The following is a 14,199-nucleotide window of genomic DNA, read 5'->3' as shown; positions in this document are numbered from 1 at the left end:
GTGAAGGCGGCCGTACAGTAGGCGCGGGCGTTGTTGCTAAAGTTATCGCTTAATCGCTGATAACATTTGACGCGACACGCGATAAAAGGGCATCATTTGATGCCCTTTTTCTACGCTGTCATGGTAGAACCTATCTCATCAGCGATTGTGAGATATAATCATTGGTGAGATAGGCTCTGTAGATACGGCGTAAATACCGAATTATTCGTTTTACAGAACATCTTTCGGTTTGGTTGCCCCGTGGTTGCGGGGCAAAGTTATTTGTCTGAATCATTGTGACAGGTTGGTTTATGAGTGCGAATACCGAAGCTCAGGATAGTGGGCGTGGCCTGGAAGTGATTAAGTGGCTAGTAGTAGGTGCCTTGCTGGTTGTTGCGATTGTTGGCAATTATTATTACCGTGAATTTAGTCTTCCTCTGCGTGCATTGGCCGTAGTTATCCTGATCGCCGCAGCCGGTGGTGTGGCACTGCTGACCACGAAAGGCAAAGCAACCGTAGCGTTTGCTCGCGAAGCGCGTACCGAAGTGCGCAAAGTAATTTGGCCGACTCGTCAGGAAACGTTACACACCACGTTAATCGTTGCCGCGGTGACTGCCGTGATGTCACTGATTTTGTGGGGGCTGGATGGTATTCTGGTCCGTCTGGTATCGTTTATCACTGGCCTGAGGTTCTAAGATGTCTGAAGCTCCAAAAAAACGTTGGTACGTCGTTCAGGCGTTTTCTGGTTTTGAAGGTCGCGTAGCACAATCCCTGCGTGAGCATATCAAACTCCATAATATGGAAGAGCTGTTTGGCGAAGTCATGGTTCCTACTGAGGAAGTCGTTGAGATCCGTGGTGGCCAGCGTCGCAAGAGCGAACGCAAGTTTTTCCCTGGTTATGTTTTAGTACAGATGGTGATGGAAGATGCTAGTTGGCATCTTGTACGCAGCGTACCTCGTGTTATGGGGTTCATTGGCGGCACATCTGACCGTCCTGCTCCAATCAGTGACAAAGAAGTGGATGCGATTATGAATCGTCTCCAGCAGGTTGGCGACAAGCCTCGTCCGAAAACGCTGTTTGAACCGGGTGAAATGGTTCGTGTCAACGATGGTCCATTTGCCGACTTTAACGGTGTTGTTGAAGAAGTAGACTATGAGAAGAGCCGCCTGAAGGTGTCTGTTTCTATATTTGGTCGTGCGACACCTGTTGAACTAGATTTTGCTCAGGTCGAAAAAGGCTAATTGCCTGATAAGATTTGCTGAAAATAGCGACTTGCCTATGGCGCGAAATTAACCTATAATTTCGCGCCTTTTGTTTTTCAGTGGCCTCAATGGCGACTGAAGCGTAATACAAACCACGGGGAGCCTTTCACTAGGCGCTATTACCCAATCGAGGAAAGTTAAATGGCCAAGAAAGTACAAGCCTACGTCAAGCTGCAAGTTGCAGCTGGTATGGCTAACCCGAGCCCACCAGTAGGTCCGGCTCTGGGTCAGCAAGGTGTTAACATCATGGAATTCTGTAAGGCGTTCAATGCTAAAACTGAAAGCCTTGAGAAGGGTCTGCCGACTCCGGTTGTTATTACCGTTTATTCTGACCGTTCTTTCACCTTCGTTACCAAAACGCCTCCAGCAGCTGTTCTGCTGAAGAAAGCGGCTGGTATCAAGTCTGGTTCCGGCAAGCCGAACAAAGACAAAGTAGGTAAAGTAACGAGCGCTCAGGTTCGTGAAATCGCAGAAACTAAAGCTGCGGACATGACTGGTTCTGATGTAGACGCCATGGCGCGCTCTATCGCAGGTACCGCTCGTTCCATGGGCCTGGTAGTGGAGGATTAATAAATGGCTAAGCTGACCAAGCGCATGCGCGTGATCCGTGACAAAGTTGATGTAACTAAACAGTATGACATCAACGAAGCTGTTGCTCTGCTCAAAGAGCTGGCCACTGCTAAGTTTGTAGAAAGTGTAGACGTAGCTGTTAACCTCGGCATCGATGCACGTAAATCTGACCAAAACGTTCGCGGTGCAACCGTTCTGCCTCACGGCACCGGTCGTTCTGTTCGCGTAGCTGTCTTCACCCAAGGTGCAAACGCTGAAGCTGCTAAAGCAGCTGGCGCTGAATTCGTGGGCATGGAAGATCTGGCTGATCAGATCAAGAAAGGCGAAATGGGCTTTGACGTTGTTATTGCATCTCCAGATGCAATGCGCGTTGTTGGCCAATTGGGCCAGGTTCTGGGTCCACGTGGCCTTATGCCAAACCCGAAAGTGGGTACTGTAACTCCTAACGTTGCTGAAGCTGTTAACAACGCTAAAGCGGGTCAGGTTCGTTACCGTAACGACAAGAACGGCATCATCCATACCACTATCGGCAAGGTTGATTTCGATTCTAACAAATTGAAAGAAAACCTAGAGTCTTTGTTGATTGCGCTGAAAAAAGCAAAACCATCTCAGGCGAAAGGTGTGTACATCAAGAAAGTTAGCTTGTCTACCACTATGGGCGCTGGCGTTGCCATCGACCAGAGCGGCCTGAACGCTGCTGCTAACTAATAGCTTTTGTTCCGCTTTACTCGGGTGTGAGATTTACCTATAATTTTACGCCCGTTGTTCCTCAAGTGGAATGACGCAAGAATTTTTCGGTTGGAGCCTGGCCTATCCAGGCCTCCGTCCAAGACCGCAGGTGTTTCGCAAGAAACTTAATTCTCCTGCGTAGACGGTGACAGAGCCTAAATAACGTTTTTCTTTATTTATAAAGAATAATTTTTTACTGGATTCTGCTCACCGTGTTTCAACGCTTATCTCTAATTTTGGCGATAAGTGAAGTGAGTTCCGGAGAGTTTCTCCGGCTAAATCCAGGAGCAAAAGCTAATGGCATTAAATCTTCAAGACAAACAAGCGATTGTTGCTGAAGTCAGCGAAGTAGCCAAAGGTGCGCTGTCTGCGGTTGTTGCGGATTCCCGTGGCGTTACCGTTGATAAAATGACCGAACTGCGTAAAGCAGCGCGTGAAGCTGGCGTTTACATGCGTGTTGTTCGTAACACCCTGCTGCGCCGCGTCGTTGAAGGCACTCAATTTGAATGCCTGAAAGACACGTTTGTTGGTCCGACCCTGATTGCATATTCTCTGGAACACCCGGGCGCTGCTGCTCGTCTGTTCAAAGAGTTCGCGAAAGCGAATGCAAAGTTTGAGGTCAAAGCTGCAGCCTTTGAAGGCGAGCTGATCCCGGCGGCTCAAATTGACCGTCTGGCAACGCTGCCGACTTACGAAGAAGCACTGGCACGTCTGATGTCGACCATGAAAGAAGCCGCTGCCGGCAAACTGGTCCGCACTCTGGCTGCTGTTCGCGATGCAAAAGAAGCTGCGTAATAGCACTTTCTTTTCTAACGTACTTGCTAACGTATAAACTATTTCTGATTCTTAGGAACAATTGTTATGTCTATCACTAAAGATCAAATTCTGGAAGCAGTAGCAGCTATGTCTGTAATGGATGTTGTTGAGCTGGTTTCTGCTATGGAAGAAAAATTCGGTGTTTCTGCTGCTGCTGCTGTAGCTGTTGCTGCTGGCCCAGCTGAAGTTGCTGAAGAAAAAACTGAGTTCGACGTTGTGCTGAAAGCTATCGGCGCTAACAAAGTTGCTGTAATCAAAGCTGTTCGCGGCGCAACTGGTCTGGGCCTGAAAGAAGCCAAAGATCTGGTTGAATCTGCACCTGCAGTTCTGAAAGAAGGCGTGAGCAAAGATGACGCTGAAGCACTGAAAAAATCACTGGAAGAAGCTGGCGCAGAAGTTGAAGTTAAATAAGCCAACCTTTCAGGTTGCAGCCTGATTTATTAGGCTGATGGCTGGTGACTTTTTAGTCACCAGCCTTTTTGCGCTGTAGGGTATCAATGGGATTTCACACTGTTTAGCCATTGATTTCTCCCAATATTTTTTTCTATTGACGACTTAATATACTGCTTTCCTGCATGGGCTCCATGCCTAAGCAAGAGCAACGAAATGGTTTAAGAGTAATAGAAAGACGTATTACGGAAAGTTCTCTATTTTCCGACCAACATAAATAGTGTTGCATGAACTGTCCTTGTTAGGGCAGACAGAGTGGTTCGACTTGTCAGCTAGCTGAGGAACCCTATGGTTTACTCCTATACCGAGAAAAAACGCATTCGTAAGGATTTTGGTAAACGTCCACAGGTTTTGGACATACCTTATCTCCTTTCTATCCAACTTGACTCGTTCCAGAAGTTTATCGAGCAAGACCCGGAAGGTCAGTACGGTTTGGAAGCTGCATTCCGTTCTGTTTTCCCTATAAAAAGCTATAGCGGTAATTCAGAGCTGCAATACGTTAGCTATCGCTTGGGCGAGCCAGTATTTGACGTTAAAGAATGTCAGATCCGTGGCGTGACGTTCTCTGCGCCGCTACGCGTAAAACTGCGCCTGGTGATCTACGAGCGCGAAGCGCCTGAAGGCACCGTTAAAGACATCAAAGAACAAGAAGTTTACATGGGCGAAATTCCGCTCATGACCGATAACGGTACCTTCGTGATCAACGGTACTGAGCGTGTAATCGTGTCTCAGTTACACCGTAGTCCAGGTGTGTTCTTCGATAGCGACAAAGGTAAAACCCACTCTTCAGGTAAGGTGCTGTATAACGCACGTATTATTCCTTACCGTGGTTCCTGGCTGGATTTCGAGTTTGATCCGAAGGATAACCTGTTTGTCCGTATCGACCGTCGTCGCAAATTGCCTGCGACCATTATCCTGCGCGCGCTGGGTTATTCCACCGAACAGATCCTCGATCTTTTCTTCGATAAAATTGTCTATGAAATCAATGGCAATAAGTTGCAGATGGATCTGGTTCCTGAGCGCTTGCGTGGTGAAACCGCATCGTTTGATATTGAAGCGAACGGTAAAGTTTATATCGAAAAAGGTCGCCGCATCACTGCGCGTCATATCCGTCAGTTAGAGAAAGACGGCATTGAGCGCATTGAAGTGCCTGTTGAATATATCGCTGGCAAAGTACTGTCCAAAGATTATATCGACGAGAGCACCGGTGAACTGATCGGCGCAGCCAACATGGAGCTGTCGCTGGATCTGCTGGCTAAACTGAGCCAGTCTGGTCACAAACGTATTGAGACACTGTTCACCAACGACCTTGATCATGGTGCATACATGTCTGAAACCGTGCGCGTCGATCCGTCAAACGATCGTCTGAGTGCGCTGGTTGAAATCTATCGCATGATGCGTCCTGGTGAGCCACCAACGCGTGAAGCAGCAGAAACGCTGTTTGAGAACTTGTTCTTCTCTGAAGACCGCTATGATCTGTCTGCGGTTGGTCGTATGAAGTTCAACCGTTCTCTGCTACGTGATGAGATCGAAGGTTCCGGTATCCTGAGCAAAGATGACATCATCGAAGTGATGAAGAAGCTCATTGATATCCGTAACGGTAAAGGCGAAGTGGATGATATCGACCACCTCGGCAACCGTCGTATCCGTTCCGTCGGCGAAATGGCAGAAAACCAATTCCGCGTTGGTCTGGTGCGTGTAGAACGTGCTGTAAAAGAGCGTCTGTCTCTGGGCGACCTCGATACGCTGATGCCACAGGACATGATCAACGCCAAGCCGATTTCGGCTGCCGTGAAAGAGTTCTTCGGTTCAAGTCAGCTGTCACAGTTTATGGACCAGAACAACCCACTGTCCGAGATTACGCACAAACGTCGTATCTCCGCATTGGGCCCAGGCGGTCTGACGCGTGAACGTGCTGGCTTTGAAGTTCGTGACGTACACCCGACTCACTACGGTCGTGTTTGTCCTATCGAAACGCCGGAAGGTCCGAACATCGGTCTGATCAACTCCCTGTCCGTTTATGCGCAAACGAACGAATACGGTTTCCTTGAAACCCCGTATCGTCGCGTGCGTGACAACGTGGTGACGGATGAGATCCATTACCTGTCTGCGATTGAAGAAGGTAACTTCGTTATCGCACAGGCGAACACCAATTTGGACGAAGAAGGCCGCTTCATCGACGAACTGGTTACCTGCCGTAACAAAGGCGAGTCCAGCTTGTTCAGCCGCGATCAGGTTGAATACATGGACGTTTCCACACAGCAGGTGGTTTCCGTCGGTGCATCCCTGATTCCGTTCCTGGAACACGATGACGCCAACCGCGCCCTGATGGGTGCGAACATGCAACGTCAGGCCGTTCCGACTCTGCGCGCTGATAAGCCGCTGGTTGGTACCGGTATGGAACGCGCTGTTGCGGTTGACTCCGGTGTAACTGCCGTAGCCAAACGTGGTGGTACAGTACAGTACGTGGATGCATCCCGTATTGTAATCCGCGTTAATGACGATGAAATGTATCCGGGCGAAGCCGGGATCGACATCTATAACCTGACCAAATATACCCGTTCTAACCAGAACACCTGTATCAGCCAGATGCCGTGTGTGTCTCTGGGTGAGCCAGTAGAACGCGGTGATGTTCTGGCAGATGGCCCGTCCACCGATCTGGGTGAACTGGCGCTGGGTCAGAACATGCGCGTGGCATTCATGCCATGGAATGGTTACAACTTCGAAGACTCCATCCTCGTTTCCGAGCGTGTGGTTCAGGAAGATCGCTTTACGACCATCCACATCCAGGAACTGGCCTGTGTGTCTCGTGACACCAAGCTGGGGCCTGAAGAGATTACTGCGGACATCCCGAACGTGGGTGAAGCAGCACTTTCCAAACTGGATGAGTCCGGCATTGTTTACATCGGTGCTGAAGTGACCGGTGGTGACATTCTGGTTGGTAAGGTAACGCCGAAAGGTGAAACCCAGCTGACGCCAGAAGAGAAACTGCTGCGTGCGATCTTCGGTGAGAAAGCGTCTGACGTTAAAGACTCTTCTCTGCGTGTACCAAACGGTGTTTCCGGTACGATTATCGACGTACAGGTCTTTACCCGCGATGGCGTGGAAAAAGACAAACGTGCGCTAGAAATCGAAGAAATGCAGCTGAAGCAGGCGAAGAAAGACCTGACTGAAGAATTGCAGATTCTGGAAGCGGGCCTGTTTGCACGTATCCACGCTGTGCTGGTTTCCGGCGGTGTAGAAGCCGACAAACTGGATAAACTGCCGCGCGAGCGCTGGTTGGAACTGGGTCTGACTGATGAAGATAAACAGAATCAGTTGGAACAGCTGGCAGAACAGTATGATGAGCTGAAGCACGAGTTTGAGAAAAAACTCGAAGCTAAGCGCCGTAAAATCACTCAGGGCGATGATCTGGCACCAGGCGTGCTGAAAATCGTTAAGGTTTATCTGGCCGTTAAACGTCAGATCCAACCGGGTGACAAAATGGCAGGTCGTCACGGGAACAAAGGTGTTATCTCCAAGATCAACCCGATCGAAGATATGCCTTACGATGAGAACGGTACGCCGGTCGATATCGTACTGAACCCGCTGGGCGTACCTTCACGTATGAACATTGGTCAGATTCTGGAAACCCACCTGGGTATGGCTGCAAAAGGTATCGGCGAGAAAATCAACGCCATGCTCAAGCAGCACGAAGAAGTGACTAAACTGCGTGAGTTCATCCAGAGAGCCTATGACCTGGGCGACGATGTGCGTCAAAAAGTCGACCTGAGCACTTTCTCAGACGAAGAAGTTATGCGTCTGGCTGAAAACCTGAAGAAAGGTATGCCAATTGCAACGCCGGTATTCGACGGTGCAAAAGAGAAAGAAATCAAGGAACTGTTGCAGATGGGCGGTATCCCTACCTCCGGTCAGATTACCCTGTACGATGGACGTACCGGTGAGCAATTTGAGCGTCAGGTTACAGTGGGCTACATGTACATGCTGAAACTGAACCACTTGGTTGACGATAAGATGCATGCCCGTTCCACCGGTTCTTATAGCCTGGTTACTCAGCAGCCGCTGGGTGGTAAGGCACAGTTCGGTGGGCAACGCTTCGGTGAGATGGAAGTGTGGGCGCTGGAAGCTTATGGTGCAGCTTATACCCTGCAAGAAATGTTGACCGTTAAGTCTGATGACGTGAACGGCCGTACCAAGATGTATAAGAACATCGTGGATGGCAATCATCAGATGGAACCAGGCATGCCGGAATCCTTCAACGTACTGTTGAAAGAAATCCGCTCGCTGGGTATCAACATCGAGCTGGAAGAAGAGTAATCCCAGCTCGTTGTATTGCTGGCATTCGTCATAGGGACACCTGAACGTTGTTTTTAATAGCATAGTTCAGGTGTCTATCAGGTCTAACTCCGACAGGAGCCAATCCGTGAAAGACTTATTAAAGTTTCTGAAAGCGCAAACTAAAACCGAAGAGTTTGATGCGATCAAAATTGCTCTGGCCTCGCCAGACATGATCCGTTCGTGGTCTTTTGGTGAAGTTAAAAAGCCAGAAACCATTAACTACCGTACGTTCAAACCTGAACGTGACGGCCTTTTCTGCGCCCGTATCTTTGGGCCGGTAAAAGATTATGAGTGCTTGTGCGGTAAGTATAAGCGCCTGAAACACCGCGGTGTTATTTGTGAGAAGTGCGGCGTTGAAGTGACCCAGACTAAAGTGCGCCGTGAGCGTATGGGCCACATCGAGCTGGCTTCTCCGACTGCGCACATCTGGTTCCTGAAGTCACTGCCTTCCCGTATCGGTTTGCTGCTGGATATGCCGCTGCGTGATATCGAACGCGTGCTTTATTTTGAATCTTATGTCGTGGTTGAAGGCGGCATGACCAACCTCGAGCGCCGTCAGATCCTGACTGAAGAGCAGTATCTGGATGCGCTGGAAGAGTTTGGTGATGAATTCGACGCGAAAATGGGCGCCGAAGCGATCCAGGCTCTGCTGAAGAATATGGATCTGGAGCAGGAATGCGAGCAGCTGCGTGAAGAGCTGACCGAAACCAACTCCGAAACCAAACGTAAGAAGCTGACGAAGCGTATTAAGCTGCTGGAAGCGTTCGTACAATCTGGTAACAAGCCAGAGTGGATGATCCTGACCGTTCTGCCGGTACTGCCGCCAGATCTGCGTCCGTTGGTTCCGCTGGATGGTGGTCGTTTTGCGACTTCCGACCTGAACGATCTGTACCGTCGCGTGATCAACCGTAACAACCGTTTGAAACGTCTGCTGGATCTGGCTGCGCCGGACATCATCGTACGTAACGAAAAACGTATGTTGCAGGAAGCGGTTGATGCCCTGCTGGATAACGGCCGTCGCGGTCGTGCGATCACCGGTTCTAACAAACGTCCTCTGAAATCTTTGGCCGACATGATCAAAGGTAAACAGGGTCGTTTCCGTCAGAACCTGCTCGGTAAGCGTGTTGACTACTCCGGTCGTTCCGTTATCACCGTTGGTCCATACCTGCGTCTGCACCAGTGTGGTCTGCCGAAGAAAATGGCACTGGAACTGTTCAAACCGTTCATCTACGGCAAGCTGGAACTGCGTGGTCTTGCTACCACCATTAAAGCCGCCAAGAAAATGGTTGAGCGTGAAGAAGCCGTCGTATGGGATATCCTGGACGAAGTCATCCGCGAACACCCGGTACTGCTGAACCGTGCACCAACACTGCACCGTTTGGGTATCCAGGCATTTGAACCGGTCCTGATCGAAGGTAAAGCGATCCAGCTGCACCCGCTGGTTTGTGCGGCCTATAACGCCGACTTCGACGGTGACCAGATGGCTGTACACGTACCGTTGACGCTGGAAGCCCAGCTGGAAGCGCGTGCGTTGATGATGTCGACCAACAACATCCTGTCCCCTGCGAATGGTGAGCCAATCATCGTTCCTTCTCAGGACGTGGTATTGGGTCTGTATTACATGACGCGTGACTGTGTTAACGCCAAAGGCGAAGGCATGGTACTCACGGGTCCGAAAGAAGCTGAACGCGTTTATCGTGCCGGCCTGGCCTCTCTGCATGCGCGCGTTAAAGTGCGTATCACGGAAGAGATCAAGAGCATCGAAGGCGATGTTACGCATCAGACGTCGATTATTGATACGACTATCGGTCGCGCCATCCTGTGGATGATCGTACCGAAAGGTCTGCCGTACTCGATCGTTAACCAGCCTCTGGGCAAGAAAGCGATCTCCAAAATGCTGAACACCTGTTACCGCATTTTGGGTCTGAAACCGACGGTTATCTTCGCTGACCAGACTATGTACACCGGTTTTGCTTACGCGGCGCGCTCTGGTGCTTCCGTAGGTATCGATGACATGGTTATCCCGGAGAAAAAAGCCGAGATTATCGAAGAAGCAGAAACCGAAGTTGCCGAGATTCAGGAGCAGTTCCAGTCCGGTCTGGTTACTGCGGGCGAACGCTATAACAAAGTGATCGATATCTGGGCTGCGGCGAACGAACGTGTTGCGAAAGCGATGATGGAAAACCTGTCCGTTGAGGATGTGGTTAACCGTGATGGCGTGGTTGAGCAGCAGGTGTCTTTCAACAGCATCTTTATGATGGCCGACTCCGGTGCGCGTGGTTCTGCGGCACAGATTCGTCAGTTGGCGGGTATGCGTGGTCTGATGGCGAAACCAGATGGTTCGATCATCGAGACACCAATTACCGCAAACTTCCGTGAAGGTTTGAACGTACTCCAGTACTTCATCTCGACGCACGGTGCGCGTAAAGGTCTGGCGGATACCGCACTGAAAACAGCGAACTCCGGTTATCTGACTCGTCGTCTGGTTGACGTTGCGCAGGATCTGGTTGTGACCGAAGACGATTGTGGTACCCACGAAGGTATCATGATGACACCGGTTATCGAGGGTGGTGATGTTAAAGAGCCACTGCGTGAGCGCGTACTGGGTCGTGTAACGGCTGAAGACGTGATCAAACCGGGCACGGCGGACATTCTGGTTCCACGTAACACGCTGCTGAATGAGCAGTGGTGTGACATGTTGGAAGAGAACTCCGTTGACGCCGTTAAAGTACGTTCAGTCGTAAGCTGCGAAACCGACTTTGGCGTGTGCGCCAACTGCTACGGTCGCGACCTGGCTCGTGGTCACATCATCAACAAAGGTGAAGCCATCGGGGTTATCGCGGCACAGTCCATCGGTGAACCGGGTACACAGTTAACCATGCGTACGTTCCACATCGGTGGTGCGGCATCGCGTGCGGCAGCTGAGTCCAGCATTCAGGTGAAAAACAAAGGTAGCCTGAAACTGAGCAACGCGAAGTTCGTCGTGAACAGCAACGGTAAACTGGTTATTACTTCACGTAATACCGAACTGAAACTGATCGACGAATTCGGACGTACGAAAGAAAGCTATAAAGTGCCTTACGGTGCGGCAATGGCGAAAGGCGATGGTGCAGAAGTTAGCGGTGGCGAAACTGTCGCTAACTGGGACCCGCATACCATGCCAGTTATCACCGAAGTGAGCGGTAACATTCGCTTCACCGATATGATTGACGGCCAGACGATTACTCGTCAGACCGACGAACTGACCGGTTTGTCCTCTATCGTGGTTCTGGATAGTGCAGAGCGTACTGGTAGCGGTAAAGACCTGCGTCCGGCACTGAAAATCGTTGATGACAAAGGCGAAGATGTTCTGATTCCAGGTACGGATATGCCTGCTCAGTACTTCCTGCCGGGCAAAGCGATCGTGCAGTTGGAAGACGGCGTGAAAATCAGCAGCGGTGATACTTTGGCGCGTATTCCTCAGGAATCCGGCGGTACCAAGGATATTACCGGTGGTCTGCCACGCGTAGCCGACCTGTTCGAAGCCCGTCGTCCGAAAGAGCCGGCTATTCTGGCAGAGATCAGCGGTATCATTTCCTTCGGTAAAGAAACCAAAGGTAAACGTCGTCTGGTGATTTCTCCGTTGGATGGCAGCGATGCTTACGAAGAGATGATTCCGAAATGGCGTCAGCTCAACGTGTTCGAAGGTGAAGTGGTAGAACGTGGTGACGTTGTTTCCGACGGCCCAGAGTCTCCGCACGATATCCTGCGTCTGCGTGGCGTACATGCAGTGACGCGTTATATCACCAACGAAGTTCAGGAAGTTTACCGTCTGCAAGGCGTTAAGATTAACGATAAACACATCGAAGTTATCGTTCGTCAGATGTTGCGTAAAGGCACCATCGTTAACGCAGGTAGCACCGAGTTCCTGGAAGGCGAACAGGCAGAAGTGTCTCGCATCAAGATTGCCAACCGTCAGTTGGAAGCGGATGGCAAGATTACGGCAACGTTCAGCCGCGATCTGCTGGGTATCACCAAAGCATCTCTGGCGACCGAGTCCTTCATTTCTGCGGCATCGTTCCAGGAAACCACTCGCGTACTGACCGAAGCCGCTGTTGCGGGTAAACGTGATGAACTGCGTGGCCTGAAAGAGAACGTTATCGTAGGTCGTCTGATCCCAGCAGGTACGGGTTATGCGTACCATCAGGATCGTATGCGCCGCCGTCAGGCGGGTGAAGCGCCTGTCGTGCCTCAGGTGAGTGCCGATGAAGCTTCTGCTAACCTGGCCGAACTGCTGAATGCAGGCTTTGGTAGCAGCGACGACGAATAAGTCTCTTTACGCTGCACTATCATGCGGTAAATAACAAAAACCCCAGCTATCATGGCTGGGGTTTTTTATTGCGCACATCCCTGTGCGCTACCTAAAGGCCGTCGTAAACGACGTTAAAAATTGATGGAAGGCGTCCTGCCTTCCCCCCTGAAGGGCCAACGCTGTGCGTTGTTATAAAACGCTCCCGGCGTTTTATATCATCCTGAAATTTTTTGTTGTACAGTAGTGTAAAGTAAATAGAACGGAACCGACATGGACACCTCAACTACGCCAACACTCTCACAGCCTGGCGGCTCATTACCTCAGCGAGATGACTCACTTTCTTCTGATAAAACCCTACAAACACAGTCAGTAAGCCATTCTCAACATCGAGCAAAACGTGCAGCATGGGGCAGTTTTGTGGGGGCCGTTGTCGACTGGTACGATTTTCTACTGTACGGAATTGTTGCCGCTCTTGTATTTAATACCGAATTTTTCCCACAGGTTAGCCCAACGATGGGGACGCTGGCGGCATTTGGTACGTTCGGCGTTGGTTTCCTGTTCCGACCGCTAGGCGGCATGGTGTTCGGCCACTTCGGCGATAAGCTGGGCCGTAAACGAATGCTGATGATCACGGTCTGGATGATGGGCATTTCTACTGCGCTGATTGGTCTGTTGCCGTCGTTTGATTCGATTGGCTGGTGGGCACCAGTGCTGCTGGTTACGCTGCGGGCAATTCAGGGCTTTGCGGTTGGTGGTGAATGGGGCGGGGCGGCGCTGTTGGCGGTAGAGAACGCGCCGAAGAAGAAGAAAGCTTTTTACAGCAGCGGCGTACAAGTTGGCTTTGGGGTTGGATTGTTACTAGCTACTGGGTCGGTATCGGTGGTGAGCAATTTGACGACCAATGAAGAATTTACCACCTGGGGCTGGCGTCTGCCGTTCTTATTCAGCCTGATTCTGGTGGCTATCGCCTGGTGGGTGCGTAACGGGATGGATGAGTCCCAGGAATTTGAGGCGAATAAAACGCTGGGAGAGAGAGCCAATAAACTGCGTTCGTTCCCTATCATGGAAGCACTGCGCCAGCACCCGAAGGCATTTCTGCTGATTATTGCGCTACGGCTTGGCGAACTGCTGACGATGTATATCGTTACCGCGTTTGCCCTCAATTATTCCACGACGCATCTTGGGCTATCACGGGATATCTTCCTGAATATCGGGCTGCTGGTGGGGGCGATCAGCTGCGTATCTATTCCTTTCTTTGCCTATCTGGCAGATAGCTTTGGCCGCCGTCGGATCTACGTTACTGGTGCACTGATTGGTGCTGCGAGTGCGGTGCCATTCTTTATGGCGCTGGAAAGCCATAACACACTGCTGATTCTGTTCTTTGCCATCATGCTGGCGAATATTGCTCACGATATGATTGTTAGCGTACAGCAGCCGATGTTTACCGAACTATTTGGTACGGCGTACCGCTATAGCGGGGCGGGTGTGGGTTATCAGGTCGCCAGCGTGGTTGGCGGCGGGTTTACACCTTTTATCGCCGTTCTGCTGGTGCAGTTTATGGATGGTTCATGGCATGCGGTGGCAGCTTACCTTGCCATTGGCTGCTTACTTTCGGCGATTGTCGGGATGCGGATGAAGGCAACATCAGCGGACGCCTTACCTAACTAACCTCTTTACTTCACCCATCTCGCGTGCCGATACAGATTCAGTGTCTGTATCGGCATATTTTTTACTGCTTTTTAGTCTACTGTTTTTGCCGTGGC

At 50.7% G+C, this 14,199-nt stretch carries 9 protein-coding genes; all 9 read left to right on the top strand.

Annotated features, from left to right (window positions below):
- Window positions 1-290 precede the first annotated feature (290 nt).
- The 9 genes from secE to shiA all read left to right on the top strand — a co-directional run bounded on the left by secE (window position 291) and on the right by shiA (window position 14,104).
- Entirely contained in the window at window positions 291-674 is a 384-nt protein-coding gene (secE, locus tag ACIPUG_RS20785) for a preprotein translocase subunit SecE (RefSeq protein ID WP_010285488.1), read from the top strand.
- Window position 675: 1 nt separating this feature from the next.
- Window positions 676-1,221 (top strand): transcription termination/antitermination protein NusG, encoded by a 546-nt coding sequence (gene nusG / locus ACIPUG_RS20780; protein ID WP_005970339.1) that lies wholly within the window; start codon window positions 676-678, stop codon window positions 1,219-1,221.
- Between the two features lie 162 nt (window positions 1,222-1,383).
- Window positions 1,384-1,812 carry a 50S ribosomal protein L11 gene (rplK, locus tag ACIPUG_RS20775; protein ID WP_005970337.1) on the top strand — a complete coding sequence of 143 codons (429 nt, stop codon included), beginning with the start codon at window positions 1,384-1,386 and terminating at the stop codon, window positions 1,810-1,812.
- A gap of 3 nt (window positions 1,813-1,815) precedes the next feature.
- A complete protein-coding gene (rplA, locus tag ACIPUG_RS20770; protein ID WP_010285494.1) occupies window positions 1,816-2,520 on the top strand; it encodes a 50S ribosomal protein L1 in 705 nt (234 codons plus the stop codon).
- Window positions 2,521-2,838: 318 nt separating this feature from the next.
- Complete coding sequence (rplJ, locus tag ACIPUG_RS20765; RefSeq protein WP_010285495.1) at window positions 2,839-3,336, top strand: 50S ribosomal protein L10; 498 nt, start codon at window positions 2,839-2,841, stop codon at window positions 3,334-3,336.
- Window positions 3,337-3,402: 66 nt separating this feature from the next.
- Entirely contained in the window at window positions 3,403-3,768 is a 366-nt protein-coding gene (gene rplL, locus ACIPUG_RS20760; RefSeq protein WP_010285496.1) for a 50S ribosomal protein L7/L12, read from the top strand.
- Window positions 3,769-4,095: 327 nt separating this feature from the next.
- The gene (gene rpoB / locus ACIPUG_RS20755; protein WP_039281880.1) at window positions 4,096-8,124 is read left to right on the top strand and encodes a DNA-directed RNA polymerase subunit beta; all 4,029 of its coding nucleotides are present in this window, start codon (window positions 4,096-4,098) and stop codon (window positions 8,122-8,124) included.
- Window positions 8,125-8,230: 106 nt separating this feature from the next.
- A complete protein-coding gene (gene rpoC / locus ACIPUG_RS20750) occupies window positions 8,231-12,454 on the top strand; it encodes a DNA-directed RNA polymerase subunit beta' (RefSeq protein ID WP_014913797.1) in 4,224 nt (1,407 codons plus the stop codon).
- Window positions 12,455-12,706: 252 nt separating this feature from the next.
- A complete protein-coding gene (gene shiA, locus ACIPUG_RS20745; RefSeq protein WP_400340034.1) occupies window positions 12,707-14,104 on the top strand; it encodes a shikimate transporter in 1,398 nt (465 codons plus the stop codon).
- The last annotated feature ends 95 nt before the right edge of the window (window positions 14,105-14,199 follow it).

This window comes from Pectobacterium sp. CHL-2024, assembly GCF_044751765.1.
Classification (GTDB): domain Bacteria; phylum Pseudomonadota; class Gammaproteobacteria; order Enterobacterales; family Enterobacteriaceae; genus Pectobacterium; species Pectobacterium brasiliense.
Note: the sequence above shows the minus strand (reverse complement) of the source record. Positions and strands in the feature narration are given on the sequence as shown.

What these genes read in the sequence shown, in the direction of transcription:
- secE (WP_010285488.1), top strand. Translation starts at nt 291, where the DNA reads ATGAGTGCGAATACCGAAGCTCAGGATAGTGGGCGTGGCCTGGAAGTG.
- nusG (WP_005970339.1), top strand. Translation starts at nt 676, where the DNA reads ATGTCTGAAGCTCCAAAAAAACGTTGGTACGTCGTTCAGGCGTTTTCT.
- rplK (WP_005970337.1), top strand. Translation starts at nt 1,384, where the DNA reads ATGGCCAAGAAAGTACAAGCCTACGTCAAGCTGCAAGTTGCAGCTGGT.
- rplA (WP_010285494.1), top strand. Translation starts at nt 1,816, where the DNA reads ATGGCTAAGCTGACCAAGCGCATGCGCGTGATCCGTGACAAAGTTGAT.
- rplJ (WP_010285495.1), top strand. Translation starts at nt 2,839, where the DNA reads ATGGCATTAAATCTTCAAGACAAACAAGCGATTGTTGCTGAAGTCAGC.
- rplL (WP_010285496.1), top strand. Translation starts at nt 3,403, where the DNA reads ATGTCTATCACTAAAGATCAAATTCTGGAAGCAGTAGCAGCTATGTCT.
- rpoB (WP_039281880.1), top strand. Translation starts at nt 4,096, where the DNA reads ATGGTTTACTCCTATACCGAGAAAAAACGCATTCGTAAGGATTTTGGT.
- shiA (WP_400340034.1), top strand. Translation starts at nt 12,707, where the DNA reads ATGGACACCTCAACTACGCCAACACTCTCACAGCCTGGCGGCTCATTA.